We start from the raw sequence: 24458 nt of genomic DNA, 5'->3' as shown, positions 1-24458 counted from the left end.
AAATTTAAGAGTACCCATTATGTTTACAGGCATTGTTGAAAGTTTAGGGAAAGTCGAAAGTTTACAAAATGTAGGTGGTGATATCCGCTTGCGTATACAGACTGATCTTGATATGTCTGATGTTCACTTGGGTGATTCTATTGCAACCAATGGCATCTGCTTAACTGTTATTGCATGGGGCAATCAATGGTACGAAGCAGACGTGTCACTTGAAAGTATTCATCGTACAACCTTATCGAGTTGGAAAGTTGGGCAAACTGTCAATGTAGAAAAAGCGATGTTGCCGACAACTCGCTTTGGTGGTCATATTGTCAGTGGACATGTGGATGTTGTTGGTGAAATTACAGTGCAACGTCAAGATGCACGTTCACTCTATTTTGAGGTAACGGCCCCGCCTGAAATTGCAAAATATTTAGCGGAGAAAGGTTCTATCACAGTTGATGGAATTAGTCTTACAATCAATCATCTACGTGGTAATGTGTTGAGCTTAAATCTTATTCCTCATACTGCAGAGCGGACCAATATTAGTACGTGGAAAGTCGGGACAAAAGTAAACTTAGAAGTCGATGTACTTGCACGATATATTGAACGTTTATTGCTTGGGGATAAGGCTGCTGAGCATAAACCTGAGTCTAAATTAAGCATGGAATTTTTAGCACAGAATGGTTTTTTACGTTAAAAAATGATTAAAATAGAAAACAGCCTAAATTTTTAGGCTGTTTTTTTGTTTAAATAAATTAGGTATACAATCTATCTAAAGGAGAAAGCAACATGCTCAGAGAACTTCAGAATGATTGATTTTTTACTGCATTTAGAGCAGCTTTTACCTAGTTTATTAGAGCAATATGGCGTATGGATTTACGCAATTTTATTTTTAGTGATATTTGCGGAAAATGGTTCCGTTTTCATGTTTTTTTTACCTGGGGACAGTTTGCTCATCGCCATCGGTGCTTTATGTTCGACCACTGAGTTGATTCATTTGCACTATATGGGATTGTTATTATTTATCGCCTCCGTCCTTGGTTATATTCTCAATTTCTATACAGGGCGATGGCTTGGTATTAAATATTTTAGCGAGCACTCACGTTGGTTAAAACCCGAGTATATTGCCAAAACCAATGCTTATTTCGAAAAACATGGTGGTAAGACCATTTTAATGGCGCGCTTTATCCCTTTTGTACGTTCTTTTGCTCCATTCGCTGCTGGCTCTGGATATATGAACTATAGCAGTTTCATGTTTTACAATATTATTGGTGCTTGGATTTGGATCGCACTTTTACTAGGTATGGGGTATGGCATGGGAAATATATTCTCAGCCGTTTTAGATTTTTTTGCTTAAATTGGTACTTCAAACCTGTTAAAAAAAGCCCTCAGTGGGCTCTTTTAAATTTTATTAATGGTGAGTGATGTGCGATCAAACCAATTCTCTACCAAAGCTTCATCTTGAATTAAAAAGTCGCCTTTTTTTGACTCCTGTTTTAAATACACTAAAACCGATTGAAAATCTGCTCGACTAATCAATAGTTCTTGAGCACTGATCGTGACATGTTCGCCAGATTTCAAATGAGTGATTCGTTCAGAGATGTTGTTTAAAAGATCCATGGTGATACTTTCCTCATGTCCGTCAAATCGCAGAGAGCATTTAAATCACATTCATGGTGTGACAAATATGTTTCATTTTGATGACACTAAGCATCCACCGTTCGAGCCTCTAAGAGGGTAGAGATGTATTTTTTAAAATAAGTTCGATCTCTTCTTTTGCTGCTGCTTGGAGTTTTGATTTAAAAATTTGTACGGCATCTTCAATCATGGTTTCAGCTTCAAGCTCGAGACGTAAACGAATCGTATCTAAATCTTGATGAATTGATAAATGCGCAGAAGAGTTTCCTGAAAAGTCCCGATGGGGTGTAGTCACTTTTTGGTATTTTTCAGTATATTCATCGATTTCTGCATCAATCACTTGTCGTAACTGTACGAGCGAATCGGTTTGTTGTTGAAATTTAAGATATTCATCTTGTAGAAGCTTTTGATTATAAGCCTCTTGCAGTGCACGTTTGTCTGCTAACGATTTTTCTAAAGCCAATTGCTTACGAATACGAGCTTCTTCAATTAATCGTGCTTTTTCATCCGCATAAGCCTGTTCAACCTTTAATTGAGCCACTTGCTGGGCACGATTATCATGGTCTAGCCATTGCTCTGGTTGAGTTTGAGGTTCGAGTAAATCACTGATGCGATTAAGGTCGTCAATAAAAGCTTGGCGAACCGCTTCTGGCGCTTTCAACCAACGTTTTTTAAAATCTTGACCGACATTAATGGCCACCTTGATTCTCCTTTTTCCAATGACAACGCGCTAAAGTTTATGTGTTTGAGGTGAGATACCTAATTTTCGATAGGTTTTATATTTCTCTCGTCCAATTTCTTTGGCAGCTTCGTTGTTTTCAATAATTTCGATAATGTGACTGAAACGTGAAGGATCTTCAAGTGCATGAATGTGAAAATTAAACACGATCCATTCCTGAGTTTCAGGGAGCTTAGACGAAATACAAATAGCTGCTGATTGATCATCAATGCCATGTGTCAAAAAACTCTGCGGATCGAAACTCCAAAGTAAATCATCGAGTTCATTTTGAATGCTCAATTCTGGACAATGAATCCATATTTTTGCAGGGTGACGCAGAATTTTTCGACATAAACGACAGGCACTTTGGACCTGTCGTTCTGGACTCTTTTCAAATAAGTAGAAGCTGATTTTAGACATTAATTTACGCGATTTGCGAGAAATTGAACCAGTAATGGAACTGGGCGACCAGTTGCACCTTTTGCTGCGCCAGATGTCCAAGCTGTACCAGCAACATCTAAATGTGCCCAACGATATTCACGCGTAAAGCGTTGCAAGAAGCAAGCAGCTGTGACAGCACCAGCTTTTGGACCACCAATATTGGCAATATCAGCAAATGGAGAATCAAGCTGCTCTTGGTAGTCATCATAGACAGGCATACGCCATACACGGTCAAATGATTGTTCACCAGCTTGAGAAAGTTCATTTGCCAGTTCATCATCTGGTGTGAACATACCTGTTAAAACAGAGCCTAAAGCAACGACACAAGCGCCTGTTAATGTTGCGATATCAATCACAAGTTCTGGGTTAAAGCGTTTGACATAGGTCAGCGTGTCACAGAGGACTAAGCGACCTTCGGCATCTGTATTTAGAATTTCAACAGTTTGACCACTCATGGTGGTGACGATATCACCTGGACGAGTTGCATGACCTGATGGCATGTTCTCAGCAGCCGCAATTGCACCTACAACATGAATCGGAAGGCGAGCTTCACAGAGTGAGCGCATGGTTCCTAAAACTGAAGCTGCACCACCCATATCGTACTTCATTTCATCCATGCCTAAACCTGGTTTTAATGAAATACCGCCCGTATCGAAAGTGATCCCTTTACCCACAAGGACGATAGGAGCTTGTTCAAGTTGACCTTGATATTCAAGAGTAATGATACGTCCAGGGCGATCTGAACCTTTACTGACTGCAAGAAATGCATTCATGCCAAGATCAGCAATTTGCTGTTCATCTAGCACGGTTACTTTCAATAAATCTGGGAATTCTGCTGCCAATGCAATTGCATGATCCGCTAAATATTCAGGAAAACAAATATTTCCTGGGCGATTTGCTAAATCACGTGCAACGTTTTGACCGCTTTCAATTGCTTGAATTAAGTTGAGTTGATTTGACGTTAGCGTAGAGTTTGATGCAATTAGATGAACTTGTTCGAGTATAAAGTCATTTTTTTTCGACTTAAACTCGTCAAAAGCATAAGCAGATTGAGTGAGTTTAAGTGCAAATAAGTAGTGTAATTCATTCGGCAAAGCTGAAATATCAACACTGATTTGTTTGAATTTTTTTTGTGAAGCTTTGATAATAGTTTGTGCAATTTTTGCTAATTTTGCAGCTTTAATTTCTTGTGCATTACCTAAGCCAAGTAAAATGCTATTCGGTTGATTTTCAATTTGACCCAATAACGATAAAGACTCATTGAAACTTGCTTTGAATTGAGCTGCTTCAGTTAGGCTGTCTAAATTGTTGATTTGATAGTTGCTTTTAACTGCATGGGTGTTTTCAGAGTCGACTAAAATAACCAAATGTTGGCTTTCTGAAATTTGTGCTAATGATGTATTAATTGAAAGTTTCATATGCTTGTTGTGTGCCTATTGAGACCGTTTAAATCATTAAACCATTGAAACACTACCAATGATAGAATTTCAATGAGGTTTTATATTTTTAACATTCGGGTAAACTAGCGCTAGCCGATTTAACCTAATTTTGGAAGATTACTTTGATTATAAGACGTTACCTCGTCAAACAAGTGGTATCTACCTCTGTGGTTGTGATTTCATTGCTTACACTCATCATGTTGGGTGGGCGTTTGATCAAGTATTTTGGCGTGGCAGCTCAGGGTCGAATGGATGCAAGTATTTTATTTAGCATCATTGGCTACCGTCTTCCAGAATTTTTGACATTGATCTTACCTTTAGGTTTTTTCATTGGTCTCATGTTGGTGTTTGGCCGACTGTATGTAGATCATGAAATGGCGGTTCTCAATGGCAGTGGTGTTAGTCGTAATCAATTGGCTCGTTTATTGTTACCTCTCACAGCCATTTATTTGGCCATTCAAACGGTATTAATGGTATGGATGTCTCCATGGGGTATACGTGAATTTGAAAAGCTTACGACGACCCAAGCGGTTCGATCAGGCTTTGATTTGGTACGTCCAAAAGAGTTTATTTCCTCAGGTCCTTATACCATTTATGCTGGTGCACTTTCAGAAGATCGTAAAAACTTAAAAGAAATTTTCTTCTATCAGCGAGCAGATAAGCCTGAAAAACCTGACATCATGATTTTAGCGAAAGAAGCGACACGTGTTGAAATGGTCGGTGAAACAGCGAGTGTTGTTGATTTAACTCAAGGTCGTCGTTACGAAATTTATCAAGATAGTCCGAAATATAGTCATACTGAATTTGCTTCATATCGTTTGCGTCTTGAAAGTGATAAAGAGGCGAAATTCGAAAGTGGTGATGTAGAAGCGTTACCAATTTCGAAGTTGATTGAAACTCGTGAAGACCCTGTAGTAGCCAGTGAATTGGGCTGGAGAATATTTGTGCCATTTACATTGATTGTGGCATTGATGTTAGCAACGGCATTGTCTGAGGTTACTCCACGCCAAGGACGATATTTAAAATTATTTCCTGCACTATTAATTTTTGCCAGTTTGATTGTGGCATTAATGGCGATTAAAACCAGAATTAGTAAAGATGAGATTGGTATTTGGGCTTATCCCGCTATCTTGATTGTTTATGCAGTAGGTGCGGCGATTTTCTCGCGTAAACAAAAACTAGCGCCTAAGTTAAAAAAACGAATTGAGCAGGTGAAATCATAATGTTGGCACGTCGAATTGTCGCAAAACATGTGACGAAAACCACAGCGCTGGCGATGTTGGGTGCTACAGCGATTTTATCAGCCCTTCAAATTCTTTTTACCTATATGGGTGAATTAGGCAGCCTCAAAGAAGGGTATGGAGCTTGGCAAGCGCTTATTCATGTTCTATGGGCTTCACCGCAATATTTATATGAAATTTTACCTATTTCAGCATTGATTGGCGCAGTGCTCGGTTTGGGTTCAATGGCTTCAAATAGTGAGCTGATTGTTATGCGCGCTTCAGGGATTAGCCTGTGGCGTATTGTGGGTTGGGTCATGCGTTCAGCAATGCTCTTGGTATTGCTTTCATTTTTACTCAGTGAATATGTTATTCCTTACACCAATGAGCGGGCGGAAAGTATTAAAGACCGTCGTTCTGTTGCTGAGCTTGGCGAAGTCAAAGGGTATTGGACTAGAGAAGGTCAACGTTTTATTTATATTGACTATGCAAATGCGCAAGGGCAGTTACGTCAAGTTGAGATGATGGACTTTGATCAAGATTATCGTCTGAAGTCAGTCTTGACTGCGGATCAAGGTCAATTTGTACAAAATGGACAATGGTCTTTAATTGAAGCCAGTCAGATGGATATTTTTCCTGAAGGCTATTCGAGACTGATTCAAACTCCTCAGCAGGATGTTGCTTTAGCGCTTCAACCTAAATATGTTCATATGGTGACGATTGATCCTGAAGATTTAGCTCCAAGCCAATTGATCAGTTTTATGCGCTATATGGATGAATATAGCCAAGTTCCTAAAACGTATTTACTTGCATTCTGGCAAAAAGTGGCTTCGCCATTTGCATTGTTGGCACTTGTACTGATTGCTTGCTCTTTTATTTTTGGCCCTTTACGGCAACAATCCATGGGATTTCGTTTAGTAATTGCGTTATTTGTAGGGCTTGGTTTTTACTACCTACAAGACTTCTTAGGGTACGCGAGTTTGGTGTATTCACCATCTCCAGCTTGGTTTGTTTTTCTGCCAATTGTGCTTATCTTTGCGGTAGGTAGCTATTTGCTATATCGAGCGCGCTAGAGAATTTTTAAATTGAAAAATAGATGGTCTAGATCAATCAAAGCCATCGTGTTCAGATAGAGTCTTAATGAAAAATTCGTTAAGATACGTTGATTAATTTGTAAACAGAAAAGAGTGTATATCATGACGGATGCAACTGCTGGCAAAATCCCTCACGTTTTAGTCATTATGGATGGTGTGGGTCATCGTGAAGCGGTCGAAGATAATGCTTTTCTTGCAGCGAAAACACCTAATTTAACTGCAATGAAACAGAATCATCCACATGGTCTGATTTCAGGTTCAGGTGAAGATGTTGGTCTTCCAGATGGCCAAATGGGGAATTCAGAAGTTGGTCATATGAATCTTGGTGCTGGACGCGTGTTGTATCAAGATTTCACTCGTATTACCAAAGATATCCGTACTGGTGATTTCTATAAACATGAAGTATTGGTTGATGCTGTAGAAAAAGCAAAAGAAAATCAAAAAGCAGTACATATTTTTGGATTGTTGTCTGAAGGTGGTGTTCACTCTCATGAAGACCACATTGTTGCTATGGCAGAGTTGGCACTAAAAAGAGGTGCTCAAGTCTATTTACATGCTTTCTTAGATGGTCGTGATACTCCTCCAAAAAGTGCACAGCCATCTTTAGAGAAATTAGATGCATTATTTGCCCAATATCCAAGTCAGGGTCGAATCGCAACGATGATCGGTCGTTATTTCGCAATGGATCGTGACAATCGTTGGGATCGTGTCGAACAAGCATATCGTTTATTAACAGAAGGTGAGGCTGTTCGCGTAGTCGAGTCTGCTGTGGAAGGTCTCGAACAAGCGTATGCTGCTGAAGAGTCAGATGAGTTTGTGAAAGCAACACGTATTGGGGATGTAGCCGCAGTACAAGATGGTGATGCTGTTGTTTTTATGAATTTCCGTGCAGATCGTGCTCGCGAATTGACAAAAGCATTTGTTGAACAAGGCTTCGATGGTTTCGAGCGTAAAGTTGTTCCTCAGCTTGCGAAATTCGTGATGTTAACGCGCTATCAAGCGACAATTAATGCGCCAGTAGCATATATGCCAGAACCGTTGGTCAATTCAATTGGTGAATACCTGTCTAATTTAGGTAAAACTCAATTACGTATCGCGGAAACTGAGAAATATGCCCATGTGACTTTCTTCTTCAGTGGTGGTCGTGAAGATGAGTATCCAGGTGAAAAACGTATTTTGATTCCATCACCAAATGTTGCAACGTATGATTTAAAACCTGAAATGAGTGCTTATGAAGTCACTGATGAGTTAGTGAATGCAATTAATTCAGGTGAATTTGACTTACTCGTTGTGAACTATGCAAATGGCGATATGGTTGGACATACAGGTGTATTCGATGCTGCCGTTAAAGCAGTAGAAGCAGTGGATGTCAGCTTAGGTCGCGTCTATGATGCAGTGATGGCGAAGAAAGGTCATATGTTGATTACTGCGGATCACGGTAACGTTGAACAAATGCAGGACTATGAAAGTGGCCAAGTTCATACTCAACATACAACTGAGCATGTGCCATTTATTTATGTAGGTCCAACTCAAGCAAAAATTGCAGAGGGGGGTGTGCTTGCAGACGTTGCACCGACATTATTACATTTAATGCAGTTGCCTGTTCCTGCTGAAATGAAAGGTCGCAATTTAGTGACTTTAGTTTAAAAAATAAGAAGGAATTCAGTATGAATCCATTGTTATTCAAACTCATGTTAGGTCTAGCTTTAAGTTTGAATGGGGTTCATGCTTTCGCTGCTGGATCTAAGGGGCCAGCAGTTGATCCTTTAGAAGAAGACTGGTCATCAAACAGTTCAGAAGTTCCGATTGAATCTATACAGCAGTTTGTTCAGATTTACGGTACGGTAAAAGAAAACTATGTCACTGAAGTCACTGATGATCAGTTATTTTTACAAGCGATCCAAGGTTTGGTGAGTGGGCTAGATCGTTATTCTCGCTATTTATCTCCAGACGATTATCGCCAGCTCCTCAAATATACCGAGGAGGATTTAGCGAGTATCGATTTTGATCTTAGCTTTGATACCTCACGCGGTTTATGGCAGATCGAAAATTTAGATCCCGATAGTGACTCGGCAAAATTAGGATTGGCCAACGGCGTTACACTTTACAAAATTGATGGACAAGAGCTTAGATTGCTAAACCAAGATCAAGTCAAAGACTTGCTCAGTGGCTCGATTGGATCAACCATCAGTTTACAAAGATCACCGAACTCATCTCCAATTATTTTAGTGAGAAATCAAAAACTAGATGTTGCCGATATACAAGCACATATGCTGAGTAATCAAGTTTTACTATTAAAGGTGAAAGTTTTTCAGAAAGATACTGCGAATGAAATAAAACGTTATATAGATGAGCATCATAGCCAACAACTCAAAGCTGTTTTAATAGATCTAAGAAATAATCCGGGTGGATTATTATCTTCTGCTGTGGAAACGGCAGATTTATTTTTAAATCAGGGTTTGATTGTATCTACGCGTAGCCGTTCAGAAGGTGATCAACAATTCCAAGCTTTACCTGGACATGAATTTACAGGGCTTAAAGTCGGAGTATTGATTAATCAACGTTCGGCTTCTGCAGCAGAAGTATTTACGGCAGCAATGAAAGATCATCAACGCGCTATAATCATTGGTGAAAAGAGTTATGGTAAAGGTGTTGTGCAAAAACTCTTTCCACTTGAAAATGGTGCGGCACTACAAATGACAGTATCTCATTACTTAACACCCAATGGTGTCGAGATTGATGGGCAAGGCATAGCCCCTAATATCGAATATCCTTGGCCGCAGGATATGAAGGAGGAGGATTACCTCCAACACGCAGCCGATTTGTTGTTAAGAAGCCGTTAAATATCATCAATATCGGGGTGATGCTAAGTTATTCATCTTCAGTATCTAAACCAAATTTTTTTAAACGATATCGTAATGAGCGGAATGTCATTCCCAATTTTTTGGCGGCTAGGGTTCTGTTCCAATGCGTTGAGTTTAACGCGTTGATTAAAACTTCTTTTTCTACTTTCTCAAGGTATTGTTCTAATCCCTCTTCGGGCAAACCTTTGGGTGTTTGAGAAGGTAAATCCGTAGTTGCTTCAATTTGACTATTTGGTTGTTGTGCTAAAGGTGGGGATGTTAAACCTAATGAAGGACTTTTAACATGCTCGACGGTTATGAGCTTGTCATCGCAAAGTGTAAGTGCACGCTCGATGATATTTTTAAGTTCGCGTACATTCCCTGTAAATGGTTGTTGTTTAAGGAATTGTATCGCCTCTTGAGACAGTTGAGGGGCTTCAATACGCCATTCACTACTGATTTTATCAATAAAATGTTGAGCTAGAACAGGAATATCTTTGGGTCTATCGCGGAGTGGGGTAAGACGTAAATCCATCACATGAATTCTAAAAAATAGATCTTGTCTAAATTTGCCTTGTTGAACCAATTGCTCAAGATTTTGATGGCTTGCACTGACAATCCTAAAATCAACATCAAGCTCTTTATCACTGCCAATCGGACGGATTTTCTTTTCTTGAACTGCTCTTAGCAATTTAGCTTGCATGGCGAGTGAAAGCTCTGCAATTTCATCTAAAAATAATGTTCCACCATCAGCAGTTTGAATTAACCCTTGTTTGTCTTGGTCAGCACCTGCAAAACTGCCTTTGATATGACCAAATAATTCACTTTCCATCAGGTCTTCATTCATCGCACCACAATTGATCGCGACAAAGGCATGATCATGACGATTACTGAGTTGATGAATAAGATTCGCAACGATTTCTTTACCAGTCCCTGATTCACCTGTAATAAAGACGGGTGCTTGTGATCGAGCAATTTTTTTGATTGCTGTACGAAGCTGTTGAGTTTGTTCTGAGACACCAATCAGCAGTTGTTCCTCAAGTGGAAGCTGATTGAGATCATCATCCACTGCAGGGGTATGTAATGCTTTATTAAGCAATTGGTGCAAATGTTGTTGATTAATAGGCTTACTGACGAAATCGAAAGCGCCTGCTTTTAAAGCGGAGATTGCCAACTCCATATTGGCATAGGCGGTCAGTACCGCGATGGGCGTCTTCGGATAGTGCTGGGTGACGTATTTAACTAAATCGATGCCATTGCCATCTGGTAAATTGAAATCGCTAATACACGCATCGTATTTATATTCGCTTAGAAAATGTAGCGCTTGTTTCAAATGATGTGCCATATGCGTTTTAATGCCCATCCGAGAAAGGGTCATTTGCATCAACATACATAAATCAGGTTCATCATCGACTAAAAGTACTAAAGGTTGTTGCTTTACCATAACCTGATCTTATCCATCTAAACGTCTGTCTTATGGCATGTAATACGAAAACATGCACCTTGCTGTTCTTGCTCGATATAACTCAATTTTGCTTGGTTAGCTTCACAAATACTTTGTGATAAATATAATCCTAAACCAGTTCCATTGGTTTCAGTACTAAAAAATGGTTGAAATAATTGAGATAAATCATGTTGTTGGATGCCTTTGCCAAAATCGATAACATCAATAAAAATTTGATTTTCTGAACAACTGCTTCTGACAAAAATGTACTCTGCGGTCGGATCATTATGACGAATAGCATTACGAATTAAATTAATCAGAACTTGTCGCAGTTGGATTTCATCAAAATAAAGTTCAATATTGGCTTCAAGCTGTAATTGGATATGAGAACTGATATCTGCTAAATCTTGTTGCATAAGATCATGCATAAACTGCTCAAAATGAATCAGTACACCGGCAGTTTTTTTATTCTTTGCCATATCCAATGTGTCTTTGATGATTTTATCAATACGTTTTGCTTGCTTAGCAATCATTTGATTGAGCATACGTTTTTGCTCTTCATCCGAATCATCATTAAGTTCATTGGCTTGTACGATTGCTGCTAAAGGATTACGTATTTCATGTGCAATACTGGCTGATAATTGACCAAGAGAAGCTAATTTCATTTGTTGAACTTTCTGATTAAGTTTTTGCGCATCTTCCAAAATTAATAGCGTGAGCGCTTGTTGAGGCGTAACCAGTTTTTGAACACGAATATCAACTGTATAGGATGATTGATGAGATTCAAACTGAAAGCGCTCTCCATGAGCAACCAATGTGTTTTTTAGAATTTCATAGAGATCTGGTTGAAAATTTGCAAGATTATATTGTTCATGAGCATAGAGTGGCGAAATACCGAGTAGAGAACAAGCAGCAGGATTGCAGACGATAATTTTACAGTGATCATCTAAGACAAGATAACCAACTTCGATTTGCTCAAGAATAGAACGATTAATATTTTGTAATTTAAAGAGTTCGTTAGCTTGATGTGTATTGACCGATTCGAGTACTTGAAACCGTTGTATTGATACTTGACCAATGCCATGAACCACAAAAAATAAAAAGGCAAGAAAGGCACTGTCACCAATATTATTTAGACTTTCAATGGAGAACAAACTACCAAAAAACTGTTGATATACGACCCCAATCACCGCGACCAATGTGATGAATAAGGCTTGGTTTTTACTGAGTAAAAAATTTGCTGCAAAGACGGAAATAACAAACAATAACCCAATTGCGATATTGGGGCCACCGAGTGCAAAAGTAAGGGTATTTAGAAAGAGCAGGTCAACTGCAAATAAGGTGATAATTTGTTTAGAAATGGCTTGTGGTAAGTATTTTAAAACGATCGTTTGTACAATGCTGCTTGCGACATAAAGGAGTAAAGCGTAAAAATAGATTGATTCGTATTGATAAAAATAACGTTCAGAATCAATAGTCAGTAGGAATATGAGCGTTAAGCTTAGGGCGATAATGACACGATAACTTGAATATAGCGTTCCAAGACGGTAGATCGTTTGGTAAATAGAAATTGAAGCAGCAGACGTCATTGGAATACTCAGATCAAATTAAGGCTTAATCAAACCATAACGAATTGCCAAATGAGTCAGTTTGACATCACTATCGATTCCTAATTTTTCAAATATACGATAGCGGTAGGTATTCACTGTTTTTACGCTAACAAAGAGTTTGTCTGAAATTTCTTGGGCACTAATACAATTCACAACCATCATCGCGACTTGCATTTCACGTTCAGAAAGTGCGTCAAAAGGAGAGGTTTGTGTATCAGATAAATAAGAACTCGCAAGCTGTTCAGCAATATCTGCACTGAAGTATTTACCACCTTGCATGACTTTATTGATTGCACGCACCATTTCTGTGATTGGAGCTCCCTTCGTGATATAACCACGAGCCCCCGCTTTTAACAGTAGTGATGGATAGGGTTCTTCCGCTAGACCACTGACGGCGAGAACTCTGGTGTCAGGCGCTGTTTGTAATAAACGTCGAGTGGTTTCTACGCCACCGATACCAGGCATATTCACATCGAGCAAGACGACATTAGGGTGGTGTTGACGAACAAGACTAATGGCTTCTTCACCGGACTCTGCTTGACCAATGACTTGAATATCTGCTTGATCTTCAAGCATACGACAAATACCTGTACGAACTAACTCATGGTCATCTACCACTAATACCGTGATCACAAACACCTCCTCTGAAATCTATTCTTACTTTTTTGTTACATGATGCAAAAACTGCTTGCATTGGACTAACAAAAATAGCAATGCTATTCATAATCTTTACTAAAATACTGTGCATAATCACGTGGTTTAATATTAATCACGTTTGTACCTAAATGTAAGTCATATTTGAGGTGATTAGCAATGATGCAAAATGCCTCCGTGAGATGAGTAAGTTATCGTGAAAAAACAGAAATTAACGCTAATGCATGTACTGACTACATCAGTACTACTCTCTATGAGCTCATTGAGCTTTGCAGAATTAATTAATCATGCTAATTCTGCACCGGGGCAAGCGAGTATCAGTTGGTCATCTGAAGATGCAAGCCAATTCTTAAATAATGATAGTGTCAAGGCTTCTACTTCCTCTTCAGAAGAGTATACACCTCAAGCAACGACCACAATTACAACAACAATTCGTAAATCTACAGGCCCTGCGACTTCAACATCACCAACCACGCAGATTCTTGATAATAGTCGCTATAGCAACCAACCTTCAGTAAACGCGCGTGCAGCATTGGTCATGGATGCAAATACAGGTGAGGTCTTATTTAGTAAGAACACGAATACTGCTCTACCGATTGCGTCTGTTACAAAGTTAATGACAGCTGTAGTGATTGCAGATGCACAATTAAATATGTCTGAAAATATTACGCTGCAAAGTATTGATTTTGCAGGTGCGGGTGGTAAAAACTCAAGCTCGACATTGCGTGTAGGTGACACAATGAATCGTGCTGAAGCCTTATTATTCGCTTTAATGAAATCTGAAAATCCTGCAGCTGCGGCTTTGGCTCGAACATATCCAGGAGGTCGTGCGGCTTTCGTCTCTGCTATGAATAATAAAGCACGTGCCTTAGGGATGTATTCATCTAAATTTACTGAGTCTACAGGTCTAGATCCTCGCAATGTTGCTTCTGCGCGGGACTTGGGCATATTGGTGAGTACTGCATCACAGTACGGTCTTATTCGTCAATTTTCTACGACGCCAACCTATGACTTTAACCTCGGTTATCGTGTGTTGAAATCGAACAACACGAACTCTCTCGTTCGTAACGGTGGCTGGAATATTAACATTTCAAAGACGGGATTTATTAATGAGGCTGGGCGTTGTGTGGTGATGCATACGACTTTGAATAATCGTCCAGCTGTAGTTGTGCTTTTAGGAGCAAGCAATACTCAAGCTCGTAATGATGATGCTGTTCGCTTAATGCGTTGGACCAGTCAGTTACCACGTGCGATCTAGACCATAAATAAAAAACCCTGCATCTGCAGGGTTTTTTATCATGCAATCTTACATATTAGACAAAATTGAATCGCGTACTTGATCCATCGTTGCATCAATTGAAAGCATGACTGCATCAGAACACTGTTTGATTGCAGTATCAGGATCTTTAAGACCGTTACCTGTTACAGTACAAACAATGACTGAACCTTCAGCAATTTTGCCCGCTTTAATATCGCGGATTGCACCACCAATCGAAGCTGCAGAAGCAGGCTCAACAAATACACCTTCATACATAGAAAGCAAACGTTGTGCTTCTAAGATTTCAGCATCTGTTAATTCATCAAACCAACCTTGAGAATCACGTACTACCGCTTTCGCATGGTTCCAGCTTTGTGGGTTACCAATACGGATTGCTGTTGCAACAGTTTCAGGGTTTTGAACAGGTGCACCACGTAAGAATGGAGCTGCACCAGAAGCTTGATAGCCAACCATCGTCGGTAAACCTTCAGGTTTAGGACCAGTGAATTGATCAGTTTCAGCATCATAAATTACTTGCTCAAATTGATCCGCAGGTTGGTTTGCAACAGCTTCTGTATAACCCATCCAGTGTGCAGTGATGTTACCTGCGTTCCCTACTGGTAAGCAGTGATAGTCAGGTGCACGACCTAATTCATCAACGATTTCGTATGCAATCGTTTTTTGGCCTTGCAAACGGTAAGGGTTGATTGAGTTTACGATTGTTACAGGGGCTTGGTCAGCAACTTCTTTAACAAGGCGCATACCGTCATCGAAGTTACCACGAATTTGCATTGTGATCGCACCATACATCATTGCTTGAGCCATTTTACCCATTGCAATTTTGCCTTCTGGAATTAAAACGAATGCTTTAATACCAGCGCGAGCAGCATAAGCGGCAGCGGCAGCAGAGGTATTACCTGTAGATGCACAGATAATCGCTTTAGAGCCTTCTTCAACCGCTTTAGTGACTGCCATGGTCATACCACGGTCTTTAAATGAACCAGTCGGGTTTAAGCCTTCGTACTTCACATAAATTTCAACATTTTTGCCAATTAAACGTGGAATATTCGCAAGCTTAATCAGTGGTGTATTACCTTCGCCTAGGGAGATTGCACGAGTAGTTGCAGACACTGGTAAACGGTCGCGATAACGGTCAACTAAACCAGTGTAACGATTGGCATTAGACATGATGATGTTCCAATTGTGTGTAGAGCTGGAGAGGGCAGCAGTACCCTCTACCCGAGATGATTAATTATCAAGCGATTCTAAACGAATTCGTACAATTTCGCCATGGATGACGGGTAATGCTTGAATTTGTGAAAGCGCTTCATCCATTTTTGATTCAACAATAGGATCTGTCAGAATCACGATAGGAATAAGGTCTTTTAAGCGAGGTTGCTGCATAATGGCATCAATACTGATTCCTGCACGACTCAAGATCGTAGTAACTTCAGCAAGTACACCTGTTTGATCTTCAGCATTAATGCGGATGTAGTAACCCGTTGTCATTTCTTCACGACTTAGAATTGGTAAGTCTGTGAGTGCTTCAAATGCTAATTGTGGAATAGTTCCAGCACCGTCTTCAGTATAAGAAATGTCACGAACGATATCGACAACGTCAGCGACTACGGCAGAAGCAGTTGGACCAGCACCAGCACCAGCGCCATAATATAGAGTTGGGCCGACTGCGTTAGCTTGTACGAGAACAGCATTTTTAACGCCGTTTACATTTGCGATCAACTGATCATCTGGAATGAGCGTTGGGTGAACACGTAGTTCAATGCCTTTTTCTGCACGACGTGCAATACCTAAATGCTTAATACGGAAGCCAAGATCTTCAGCATACTTCACATCTTGTGCAGTAACTTTACCAATTCCTTCAGTAAAAACTTTATCAAATTGAAGTGGAATACCAAATGCACAAGAAGCAAGAATGGTTAACTTGTGAGCAGCATCAATCCCTTCTACATCAAATGTTGGATCTGCTTCAGCATAGCCTAGTTCTTGCGCTTCTTTCAGAACGTCCGCAAAAGCACGCCCTTTTTCACGCATTTCACTTAGGATAAAGTTGCCTGTGCCATTAATGATGCCTGCAAGCCATTCGATTTTATTGGCAGCTAAGCCTTCACGAATTACTTTGATAATTGGAATACCGCCAGCAACAGCTGCTTCATAGGCGATCTGCACAGCATTGTCTTCAGCAAGTTTAAATAATTCGTTACCATGTTCAGCTAAAAGCGCCTTATTTGCAGTGACAACTTGTTTGCCATGAACAATTGCTTCTTTGATGACTTCATAAGCAGGGTGAATACCCCCCATGACTTCAACAACAACATCAACATCAGGTTGACGAACGATATCAAGAAGGTCGGCGCTTTGTTTAACTGAGTCTGGAAGATTTAAATCTGGGCGAGGGCGACGAGTACCCACATAAGTAATTTGAATTTCACGACCGGTGCGACGTCTAATTTCAGCAGCGTTTTCTTGTAATAGTTTAAGGGCACCACCACCTACGGTTCCTAGACCGAGTATTGCCAGACGAACTGGTTTCACGTCACACTCCAAAAAATATGTAAAATTTTATTGAACCTAGATCATAGCTAAAAAAAGAGGCAGACTCTAGGGTCAATCGAGTTAAATATTGATGTATAAAAAGCAGTAATTTATCTCATAAATATTAGTTATTTAAGCTACGTAGTATTTCATCTGCTGTCATGTATCCACCAAGATAAACACCTTCTGAGCTGTAAATTGCAGGCGTTCCATTTACACCCATTTTTAAACCCATTTGGTACTGATCTTTAACAGGATTTTCACAGTTGGTATTGTCCAATTGTTGACCTGCAATAGCTTGATCAAATGCAGTTTTACGATCTTTACTACACCAGACACTTTCCATTGCTGGGAAATACTGTTCTCCACGTGGCCACGCGATATAACGAACTTCAATTCCTTTAGAATTGATTTCATCCATATGTTCATGCAATTTATGGCAGTAAGGGCAGCTGATATCTGTAAAAACGTAAACGATATGTTTGGTTTTAGATTTAGCTGGATAAATAATGAGATCTTCAGCTTTTAACTGGCTTAGTAACCCTTTACTCAATGCCGACTGGAAGGATTGTCCAATATCTTCAACTTTTTTATTACCTAAACGTAGTAAATCACCTTGGAAAATATATTGACCATCTGCAGTAGTGTATACCGCAGTCATACCCTCTAAATTGACCCAGTAAAGATTTGGTACTTCGGTTGGTTTAATGTCGATAATTTTGGCATTGATATTTGCGGTTTTAAAATTTTTCTCTAACTTTTGAATCAAGCGTTGTTGCGCATTTCGCTCAGTTAAATTTGATGCTTGGCCGGTTGCTGGAGCAGTTGCCGTTAAAGTACCATCTGATTTTTGTGTGTCTTCAGATTTGGAGCATGCACTCATAAAAAGCGTCGTTGCAAGGGTAGAAGCGAATAAAATTTTCGAACGGGTAAATAACATAAACAACCCTTTTAAAGTTTTCAGCATTATTTTTACTGCGCTAAGCATAACAAAAAATATTCTCAAATCGTAAATTATAGCTCAGTGCTACAAAATTCAGATCGATGACTTAGCCACGGGGATGATGCTGAGCATGAAGTTGTTGCATGCGAATTTGTGCAACATGCGTATAAATTTGGGTTGTCGATAAATCACTATGCCCGAGGAGCATTTGTACCACGCGAAGATCTGCACCGTGATTGAGCAGGTGAGTTGCAAAAGCATGTCTTAATGTATGGGGGGATAGCTCTGTCGCTATACCTGCTTGGAGGGCATAACGTTTGATGGCATACCAAAAGTTTTGACGGCTCATAATCCCGCCATGTTGGGTCAGAAATAAGTAATCTGTAGCACTTTTATAGAGTTGTGGACGAGCTTCTGCTAAATATTTTTCAATCCATTCCACAGCAATTTGCCCCAAAGGAACTAAACGTTCTTTGTTTCCTTTGCCCAAGATTCGCAAAAAACCCTGATTGAGATTGATGTGATCTATTCTTAAATTAATCAGTTCACTCACGCGTAAACCACAAGCATACAGGACTTCAAACATCGTGCGATCACGCAAGCCTAACGCTGTGTTTGTATCTGGTGCTTGAATGAGTGATTCTACATCTTGCTCAGATAAATCTTTAGGTAACGCTCGTCCTAACTTGGGTGTTTTATGTGCGGCTATAGGATTATCTGTTCTTAAATTTTGCTCTCTTAAAAATTTATAGAAAGACCGAAGTGCCGATAAAGTGCGAGCAATTGATCGAGGACTTTTCCCTTGTTTGGTGAGCTCAATCAGTACATCTGAAATATCATCATGTGACCATAAGGTCATGGGGCTGGTTAACAGAGTACTGCATTGGACTAAATCTGTGAGATAGGCATTTCGGGTGTGTGGGCTAACAGACTGAGCGATTAAATAATCTCGAAATCCGTGTAAGAACGAAAGTTGTTCTGGAATTTGAATGGGTGCAGGAACTCGAGGTTTCTTATTAATCATAGGGATATTCGATTGGGAAATTCGATTGATTTAATTGAGATTATCTAATGTAGTGTAATTTTCTATGCATGTCGATGTGTTATAAGAAGATGCGAATCATTCTTGATGAGAGTGCGGTAATAATTCTCATTTGTATGTATACTGTTCAAAATTTTTTAGGGTTAGGTACGGTGCGTTTATCTGATTTGAAAGTCAAACAATCTGCCATCATTACGCAAGTGCATCGCACTGTAGATGGTACTTCTACAGATATGGTGGCAAGTCGTTTAGAAACGCTAGGATTTGTTTCCGGAACTAAAGTACAAGTCATTACGAAAGGACTGTTTGGCGGCGATCCAATTCTCATTCAAGTGGGTTTTACTCGCTTTGCCTTAAGAAAAAATGAAGCACAAAAAATTGAAATAGAAGGAGTGTCGGCATGAGCGATGCGTTGCGTGTTGCCCTTGTTGGTAATCCTAACTGTGGTAAAACTTCATTATTCAATCATTTGACTGGAACACGCCAAAAAGTAGGTAACTATGCAGGTGTAACCGTTGAGCGAAAAATTGGTCACTTCACGCTAAACTCAGGTAAAGCGGTTCGTGTTTTAGACTTGCCAGGAACGTATAGTTTAGACGCAACTAGTCCAGATGAAGAAATCACCCGTGATGTTGTTTATGGGAAAATTGCGGAAGAAGGTCATCAAGATGCATTTTTATGCGTTGTTGATGCAACCAATCTGAAGTTGCACCTTGGTTTAGTTTTGGAGTTGATCCAATTGGGTCGTCCAATGCTACTCGTACTTAACATGATGGATGAAGCTCGTCGTCGTGGAATGCAAATCAATACCCAAAAGCTTTCTGAGCGCTTAGGCATTCCAGTTGTAGAAACGGTTGCTGTGCGTCGCTCAGGTATTGAAAACCTGATGAATGCGCTAGATCATGGCAAATATGCTGTTCCTCAAACTGAGCTGACAGGTTTGAAAGGATCTGATCACGACAAAGTTGAAGCGATTGTCAAAGATGCCGTTCAATTTGTTGAATTTGATGATAAACGTTCAGTTTTTCTCGATAAAATCTTTCTGCACCCAGTACTTGGTCTATTCAGTTTAGCGGTGATGATGTTCATCATTTTCCAAGCAGTTTTTGCTTGGGCGGCACCCTTCATGGATGGTATTGAGACGTTCTTTGGCTGGTTGGGTGAAGTCGTTGGTGAGAATATTGCACATCCATTACTCAATAGTTTAGTGGTTGATGGAATTATCGCGGGTGCAGGTGGTGTAGTTGTCTTTTTGCCTCAGATTCTCATCTTATTCTTCTTTATCTTGGTGCTTGAAGAATCAGGTTATTTACCCCGAGCGGCATTCTTACTTGATAAGTTGATGTATAAAGCAGGTCTTTCGGGACGTGCATTTATTCCATTACTGTCGAGTTTTGCGTGTGCAATTCCTGGAATCATGGCATCACGGACTATTAGTGATCCAAGAGACCGTTTGACCACGATCTTTGTTGCGCCATTGATGACTTGTTCAGCTCGTTTACCCGTCTATGCGTTGTTGATTGCAGCTTTTGTGCCTTCTCAAACGGTTTGGGGACTATTTAACCTTCAAGGTTTAGTGCTGTTCGGTCTATATATGGCAGGGATTGTGAGTGCACTGATCGTATCGTTTGTGTTGAAGTTTTTCCAAAAAGATAAATCTCAACATATGTTATTGATGGAACTTCCAAGCTATCGTTTTCCAGATTTGAAAAACGTGTGGATTGGCTTGCTTGATCGAGCAAAAATCTTTTTGAAGCGAGTCGGTGGAATCATCTTTGCGCTTTCTATTTTATTATGGTTCTTGTGCACATTCCCACAACCACCAGAGGGTGCAACATTACCTGCTATTGATTATTCATTTGCGGGGATGTTAGGTCATTTGATGCAACCAATCTTTGCGCCATTAGGCTTTAATTGGCAGATTTGTATTGCCTTAATTCCAGCCATGGCTGCGCGTGAAGTTGTCGTTGCTGCTTTAGGCACCGTGTATGCTTTGTCTGCTGTTGATGAGGATGCGATGTCGGAAGGCTTGGCATCACTGATTAGTAGTGGTGGGGATTTGGGCTGGTCTTTAGCAACAGGATTATCACTTTTGGTATGGTTCATTTATGCACCACATTGTTTGGCGACATTAGCGACAGTGAAACGCGAAACAGGTTCTTGGAAGACAGTTGGCTTTATGACCGTCTATTTATTTGGTTTAGCGTATTTTATGTCGTTTTTAACCTATCAAGTCGCGACCAGCGTGTTAGCTTAAATCTGAAGAGTTGAGGAGACTGAGATGATTGAAATTCTAATTATTACGGCATTGGTCCTTTGGAGTGCATTGGTCGTATTCAAAAAGGTTTTTCCACAGACGTCAAATTCAGTCTTTATGAAACTGTCAGATGCCACGGAAAGAAAAGGGTGGAAGGCACTATCAAAGTGGCTTAAACCCAAAATGACTGCTGGTTGTGGCGGAAATTGCGCTTGTCCTGTTTCAGACAAGGAAACACCCAAGTTAAACCCTCAAGCTGTGAAATGGAAGTAGTTTACTTCAATAAAAGAACCGCCTAAATTGGCGGTTTTTTTACGCATGGACACAAAATAATGTCAAGATTATGAAATCAAAAAAAGCATTCAAAGCAGCAAAGTGCTAACATTTCGACAGTTTCTAATTAGACTAAAATATGGGGCAGAAATGTTAATACAGCGTGGTGGATTAAAAGTTGTCGCAGGACTCGGAATTTCGGGTGTTGCTGCGGTAAATTTTCTACATGAAAAAGGCTATCACGTTGCAGTAACAGATTCGAGGACCTCTCCACCTGGACATGATCAAATTCCACCTGAAGTCCAAACTAGCTTTGGGAAATTTGACGAAGAAATGTTGTTGTCTGCTGAGGAAATTATTATCAGTCCAGGGCTTGATCTTAAACTGCCAGTGATTCAAACAGCGCTTGAACAAGGCATTCCTGTTGTAAGTGAAATTCAAATTTTACGACGTGCGACTGAAAAGCCTATTGTTGCAATAACAGGTTCTAATGCAAAAAGTACAGTGACCACATTGATCGGCTTAATGGCAAAAGATGCAGGTAAAAAAGTTGCTGTAGGGGGGAATTTAGGACGTCCAGCCTTAGATTTAACCAAAGATGATCCCGAGCTATATATCTTAGAACTATCCAGTTTCCAATTAGAAACTACGTCGAACTTAAATGCTGAAGTTGCTGTCGTTTTAAATATGAGCGAAGACCATCTCGATCGTCATGGCGATATGATGGGATATCACACTGCCAAACATCGTATTTTTCAAGGTGTCAAGAAAGTGGTCTTTAATCGGGATGACTCATTGACACGTCCTTTAGTACCTGATGCTACGCCAATGCAGAGTTTTGGGCTCAATGCACCAGATATGAATCAGTATGGTGTACTCAGAGATACTGATGGCACGATGTGGCTAGCAAGGGGGCGTGAACGTTTATTGAAAAGTTCTGAGATGTATATTCAAGGGACACACAATGTCGCAAATGCACTTGCGTGTTTAGCTTTAGGTGAAGCGATAGGTCTACCATTAGAGGTCATGCTGGAAACTTTGAAAACCTTCAAGGGGTTGGAACATCGCTGCGAATTTGTCAAAGAAGTGCAAGGTGTTCGTTATTATAACGACTCAAAAGGTACAAATATTGGGGCAACCTTAGCAGCATTAGACGGCTTAGGTGCGGCGATCGCAGTACAGAAAGCTAAAGTTGCCATCATTTTAGGTGGTCAAGGTAAAGGGCAAGATTTTACTGCTTTAAGAAAATCATTAACGGAATTTGCAAAACTCGCGGTACTCATTGGTGAAGATGCGCCAGTGATTGAACAAGCAATTCAAGGCACAACCACAATTCTTCACGCTATGTCATTGGAAGAAGCAGTAAAATTATGCCAAGCAAATACACAGCAACATGATGTGGTATTGCTTTCGCCAGCATGTGCAAGTTTTGATATGTTTACGGGCTATCCACAACGCGGACATCAATTTGTTGCTTGTGTGAATGCGCTGCACGAAGAACAATAAGGACGAAGATATGGCTGAGTCAGCTCAGACAACGATTGATAAAGTGAATAAAGTTTACCAACGTTGGTTACCACGTATTCCAAGTGAAATTACATCAAGGAATGTTCTAATTTTTTGTGTGATTGCACTGCTCTGTATTGGAACGGTGATGGTTGGTTCAGCTTCTATGCCTTACGCAGAGAGATTGCATGAAAATCCATTCCACTATGTCATCCGCCATGCCATATCCATTGTGGTTGCGTTTGTCGCAGCAATTTTGGTTTATCGAGTTTCGTTAAATACCTGGTTCAATAACACATTTCCGTTATGGATGATGACTATGGCATTGCTTGTCGCGGTGTTATTAGTCGGTTCGGAAGTGAACGGTTCGACGCGTTGGATTCGAATCGCAGGATTTACCTTCCAGCCTACTGAAGCTGCGAAAGTGATGATGGCTATTTTTACTGCAGATTATGTTGTCCGTCGGGCAGAAGAAGTGCGGAATAATGTGAAAGGGCTAGCACGATTAGCAACAGTAATGCTATGTACCGTTGGTTTGATTATTGCTGAACCTGACTTAGGTGCAACGGTAGTGGTTGCCTTAACGATGTTAGGTGTGTTCTTTCTTGCAGGTGCGCCACTAATCCAGTTTGGTATTGCATTGGGTGCCATTATCATGGCATTTGTAGTGCTGGTTGTGTTCGAGCCTTATCGTTTCGAGCGTTTAATGTCTTTTACCAATCCATGGGCAGATCCTTTAGGTTCTGGTTATCAGCTTTCAAATGCGCTTATGGCCTTTGGTCGTGGTGAATGGTTAGGGGTAGGCTTAGGCCATAGTATTCAAAAAATGTCTTATCTACCTGAGGCGCATACGGACTTTATGTTGGCTATTTTGGCAGAAGAGTTCGGTTTCATGGGCATTACGGTTGTTCTCGCACTGTCATTTCTTATGGTGGGTGCGTGTATTCGAATTGGGCATCGTGCCATTCAACATCAATTCTTGAGAGCGGGTTATTTGGCTTACGGGATTAGCATTATTTTTGTTCTGCAAATTATGGTAAATGCTGGCATGAATATGGGGTTGCTCCCAACTAAAGGTTTAACTTTACCATTTATTAGTTATGGTGGTTCATCTCTGATTATGTGTGCTGTCATGGTCAGTTTAATGCTGAAAATTGAAGCAACAACCCAAGAAAAGAATCAGGCTAAGGAAGTATCTAGCTTTTAAGATACACGATTGTATCTTAAGCATTCAAATCTGATGATGGTGGGGTACTATTTTGCTGCAATACCATCGTTGGCATATGTGTGCCACAGTTTAAACAGGTGACTTGACCTGATTTAGGTTTGGATAGTGGAATCAATGGAATAAAAAATAAAGAAAAATAATTGCGTTGTTGTTTGATTTCATAATTGCTATATGTACGACAGACTGGGCATAGAAATTGCCCCTTTTCCGTTTTGATGGTTCTAGGTCCTACCCCAAAAATAAAAAACATAATGAACTCCTGATGAATCTATCTAAATGGAATTCAAAAACATTTTCAGGTGAATAACAAGCATG

General features: G+C 40.1%; 23 protein-coding genes and 2 pseudogenes. 12 read left to right on the top strand and 13 right to left on the bottom strand.

The window, feature by feature from the left end:
- The first annotated feature begins 19 nt into the window (after positions 1–19).
- Together FTV17_RS08275 and FTV17_RS08270 are read left to right on the top strand one after the other, a co-directional pair.
- A complete protein-coding gene (locus FTV17_RS08275) occupies positions 20–679 on the top strand; it encodes a riboflavin synthase (protein ID WP_092767353.1) in 660 nt (219 codons plus the stop codon).
- Positions 680–790: 111 nt separating this feature from the next.
- Positions 791–1339 (top strand): VTT domain-containing protein, encoded by a 549-nt coding sequence (locus tag FTV17_RS08270; protein WP_179998895.1) that lies wholly within the window; start codon positions 791–793, stop codon positions 1337–1339.
- A 44-nt stretch (positions 1340–1383) separates the two neighbouring features.
- Here the strand turns inward: FTV17_RS08270 and FTV17_RS08265 are convergent, their stop codons facing one another.
- The 4 genes from FTV17_RS08265 to FTV17_RS08250 all read right to left on the bottom strand — a co-directional run bounded on the left by FTV17_RS08265 (position 1384) and on the right by FTV17_RS08250 (position 4197).
- Complete coding sequence (locus FTV17_RS08265; RefSeq protein ID WP_179998894.1) at positions 1384–1602, bottom strand: hypothetical protein; 219 nt, start codon at positions 1600–1602, stop codon at positions 1384–1386.
- A 109-nt stretch (positions 1603–1711) separates the two neighbouring features.
- Positions 1712–2320, bottom strand: a complete 609-nt coding sequence (locus FTV17_RS08260) for a hypothetical protein (protein WP_179998893.1) — start codon at positions 2318–2320, stop codon at positions 1712–1714.
- Positions 2321–2350: 30 nt separating this feature from the next.
- Positions 2351–2758, bottom strand: a complete 408-nt coding sequence (locus FTV17_RS08255; RefSeq protein WP_092767347.1) for a DNA polymerase III subunit chi — start codon at positions 2756–2758, stop codon at positions 2351–2353.
- Positions 2758–4197 (bottom strand): leucyl aminopeptidase, encoded by a 1440-nt coding sequence (locus FTV17_RS08250; RefSeq protein WP_179998892.1) that lies wholly within the window; start codon positions 4195–4197, stop codon positions 2758–2760. The genes FTV17_RS08255 and FTV17_RS08250 overlap by 1 nt, the downstream gene beginning before the upstream one ends.
- Positions 4198–4340: 143 nt before the next feature.
- On the opposite strand from FTV17_RS08250, the gene lptF reads away from it, so the two are divergent.
- From lptF to FTV17_RS08230, 4 genes are all read left to right on the top strand, one after another.
- On the top strand, positions 4341–5441 hold the full coding sequence (gene lptF, locus FTV17_RS08245; protein WP_035263893.1) for an LPS export ABC transporter permease LptF: 1101 nt from the start codon (positions 4341–4343) through the stop codon (positions 5439–5441).
- A complete protein-coding gene (gene lptG, locus FTV17_RS08240; protein ID WP_179998891.1) occupies positions 5441–6511 on the top strand; it encodes an LPS export ABC transporter permease LptG in 1071 nt (356 codons plus the stop codon). The genes lptF and lptG overlap by 1 nt, the downstream gene beginning before the upstream one ends.
- Positions 6512–6634: 123 nt before the next feature.
- Positions 6635–8179 carry a 2,3-bisphosphoglycerate-independent phosphoglycerate mutase gene (gene gpmI / locus FTV17_RS08235; protein ID WP_179998890.1) on the top strand — a complete coding sequence of 515 codons (1545 nt, stop codon included), beginning with the start codon at positions 6635–6637 and terminating at the stop codon, positions 8177–8179.
- Between the two features lie 20 nt (positions 8180–8199).
- Complete coding sequence (locus tag FTV17_RS08230) at positions 8200–9375, top strand: S41 family peptidase (RefSeq protein WP_257219910.1); 1176 nt, start codon at positions 8200–8202, stop codon at positions 9373–9375.
- Positions 9376–9403: 28 nt separating this feature from the next.
- On the opposite strand, the pseudogene FTV17_RS15630 reads toward FTV17_RS08230, so the two are convergent.
- From FTV17_RS15630 to FTV17_RS08215, 4 genes and pseudogenes are all read right to left on the bottom strand, one after another.
- Positions 9404–9583 (bottom strand): annotated as a pseudogene (locus tag FTV17_RS15630) (helix-turn-helix domain-containing protein); the annotation flags it as partial.
- Positions 9584–9690: 107 nt separating this feature from the next.
- Positions 9691–10819 (bottom strand): annotated as a pseudogene (locus tag FTV17_RS08225) (sigma-54-dependent transcriptional regulator); the annotation flags it as partial.
- 17 nt (positions 10820–10836) lie between these two features.
- A complete protein-coding gene (locus FTV17_RS08220) occupies positions 10837–12408 on the bottom strand; it encodes a PAS domain-containing sensor histidine kinase (protein WP_179998888.1) in 1572 nt (523 codons plus the stop codon).
- 18 nt (positions 12409–12426) lie between these two features.
- Positions 12427–13062 (bottom strand): response regulator, encoded by a 636-nt coding sequence (locus FTV17_RS08215; protein ID WP_035263902.1) that lies wholly within the window; start codon positions 13060–13062, stop codon positions 12427–12429.
- Between the two features lie 217 nt (positions 13063–13279).
- On the opposite strand from FTV17_RS08215, the gene FTV17_RS08210 reads away from it, so the two are divergent.
- Positions 13280–14341 (top strand): serine hydrolase, encoded by a 1062-nt coding sequence (locus FTV17_RS08210; RefSeq protein ID WP_179998887.1) that lies wholly within the window; start codon positions 13280–13282, stop codon positions 14339–14341.
- Positions 14342–14389: 48 nt separating this feature from the next.
- Here FTV17_RS08210 and thrC read toward each other — a convergent pair whose 3' ends face one another.
- The 4 genes from thrC to xerD form a co-directional block, all read right to left on the bottom strand.
- Positions 14390–15529: a threonine synthase gene (gene thrC / locus FTV17_RS08205; protein WP_092767330.1), complete on the bottom strand. Its 1140-nt coding sequence runs from the start codon at positions 15527–15529 to the stop codon at positions 14390–14392.
- Between the two features lie 60 nt (positions 15530–15589).
- Positions 15590–16894: a homoserine dehydrogenase gene (locus tag FTV17_RS08200; RefSeq protein ID WP_035263907.1), complete on the bottom strand. Its 1305-nt coding sequence runs from the start codon at positions 16892–16894 to the stop codon at positions 15590–15592.
- Positions 16895–17018: 124 nt separating this feature from the next.
- Positions 17019–17834 (bottom strand): DsbC family protein, encoded by an 816-nt coding sequence (locus tag FTV17_RS08195; RefSeq protein ID WP_179998886.1) that lies wholly within the window; start codon positions 17832–17834, stop codon positions 17019–17021.
- Positions 17835–17943: 109 nt separating this feature from the next.
- Positions 17944–18861 carry a site-specific tyrosine recombinase XerD gene (gene xerD, locus FTV17_RS08190; protein WP_092767326.1) on the bottom strand — a complete coding sequence of 306 codons (918 nt, stop codon included), beginning with the start codon at positions 18859–18861 and terminating at the stop codon, positions 17944–17946.
- Positions 18862–19031: 170 nt separating this feature from the next.
- Between xerD and FTV17_RS08185 the strand changes: the two genes are divergently transcribed.
- The 5 genes from FTV17_RS08185 (at position 19032) to ftsW (ending at position 24122) form a co-directional block, all read left to right on the top strand.
- Positions 19032–19283, top strand: a complete 252-nt coding sequence (locus tag FTV17_RS08185; RefSeq protein ID WP_092767423.1) for a FeoA family protein — start codon at positions 19032–19034, stop codon at positions 19281–19283.
- Positions 19280–21136 (top strand): ferrous iron transport protein B, encoded by a 1857-nt coding sequence (feoB, locus tag FTV17_RS08180; protein ID WP_092767324.1) that lies wholly within the window; start codon positions 19280–19282, stop codon positions 21134–21136. Before FTV17_RS08185 ends, feoB begins: the two co-directional genes overlap by 4 nt.
- Positions 21137–21160: 24 nt before the next feature.
- The gene (locus FTV17_RS08175; protein ID WP_035263913.1) at positions 21161–21409 is read left to right on the top strand and encodes a DUF6587 family protein; all 249 of its coding nucleotides are present in this window, start codon (positions 21161–21163) and stop codon (positions 21407–21409) included.
- Positions 21410–21559: 150 nt separating this feature from the next.
- Positions 21560–22915: a UDP-N-acetylmuramoyl-L-alanine--D-glutamate ligase gene (gene murD / locus FTV17_RS08170; RefSeq protein ID WP_179998885.1), complete on the top strand. Its 1356-nt coding sequence runs from the start codon at positions 21560–21562 to the stop codon at positions 22913–22915.
- Between the two features lie 10 nt (positions 22916–22925).
- Entirely contained in the window at positions 22926–24122 is a 1197-nt protein-coding gene (gene ftsW, locus FTV17_RS08165; RefSeq protein WP_179998884.1) for a putative lipid II flippase FtsW, read from the top strand.
- A 16-nt stretch (positions 24123–24138) separates the two neighbouring features.
- Here ftsW and FTV17_RS08160 read toward each other — a convergent pair whose 3' ends face one another.
- Positions 24139–24393: a zinc-ribbon domain-containing protein gene (locus tag FTV17_RS08160; RefSeq protein ID WP_179998883.1), complete on the bottom strand. Its 255-nt coding sequence runs from the start codon at positions 24391–24393 to the stop codon at positions 24139–24141.
- Between the last annotated feature and the right edge of the window lie 65 nt (positions 24394–24458).

It is taken from the genome of Acinetobacter sp. YH12239, assembly GCF_013417635.1.
Classification (GTDB): Bacteria; Pseudomonadota; Gammaproteobacteria; order Pseudomonadales; family Moraxellaceae; genus Acinetobacter.
This window is presented reverse-complemented; position numbering and strand designations above follow the sequence as displayed.

Coding starts and splice junctions, on each gene's coding strand:
- FTV17_RS08275 (WP_092767353.1), top strand. CDS start 20: ATGTTTACAGGCATTGTTGAAAGTTTAGGGAAAGTCGAAAGTTTACAA.
- FTV17_RS08270 (WP_179998895.1), top strand. CDS start 791: ATGATTGATTTTTTACTGCATTTAGAGCAGCTTTTACCTAGTTTATTA.
- FTV17_RS08265 (WP_179998894.1), bottom strand. CDS start 1,602: ATGGATCTTTTAAACAACATCTCTGAACGAATCACTCATTTGAAATCT.
- FTV17_RS08255 (WP_092767347.1), bottom strand. CDS start 2,758: ATGTCTAAAATCAGCTTCTACTTATTTGAAAAGAGTCCAGAACGACAG.
- FTV17_RS08250 (WP_179998892.1), bottom strand. CDS start 4,197: ATGAAACTTTCAATTAATACATCATTAGCACAAATTTCAGAAAGCCAA.
- lptG (WP_179998891.1), top strand. CDS start 5,441: ATGTTGGCACGTCGAATTGTCGCAAAACATGTGACGAAAACCACAGCG.
- gpmI (WP_179998890.1), top strand. CDS start 6,635: ATGACGGATGCAACTGCTGGCAAAATCCCTCACGTTTTAGTCATTATG.
- FTV17_RS08230 (WP_257219910.1), top strand. CDS start 8,200: ATGAATCCATTGTTATTCAAACTCATGTTAGGTCTAGCTTTAAGTTTG.
- FTV17_RS08220 (WP_179998888.1), bottom strand. CDS start 12,408: ATGACGTCTGCTGCTTCAATTTCTATTTACCAAACGATCTACCGTCTT.
- thrC (WP_092767330.1), bottom strand. CDS start 15,529: ATGTCTAATGCCAATCGTTACACTGGTTTAGTTGACCGTTATCGCGAC.
- FTV17_RS08195 (WP_179998886.1), bottom strand. CDS start 17,834: ATGTTATTTACCCGTTCGAAAATTTTATTCGCTTCTACCCTTGCAACG.
- xerD (WP_092767326.1), bottom strand. CDS start 18,861: ATGATTAATAAGAAACCTCGAGTTCCTGCACCCATTCAAATTCCAGAA.
- feoB (WP_092767324.1), top strand. CDS start 19,280: ATGAGCGATGCGTTGCGTGTTGCCCTTGTTGGTAATCCTAACTGTGGT.
- FTV17_RS08175 (WP_035263913.1), top strand. CDS start 21,161: ATGATTGAAATTCTAATTATTACGGCATTGGTCCTTTGGAGTGCATTG.
- murD (WP_179998885.1), top strand. CDS start 21,560: ATGTTAATACAGCGTGGTGGATTAAAAGTTGTCGCAGGACTCGGAATT.
- ftsW (WP_179998884.1), top strand. CDS start 22,926: ATGGCTGAGTCAGCTCAGACAACGATTGATAAAGTGAATAAAGTTTAC.
- FTV17_RS08160 (WP_179998883.1), bottom strand. CDS start 24,393: ATGTTTTTTATTTTTGGGGTAGGACCTAGAACCATCAAAACGGAAAAG.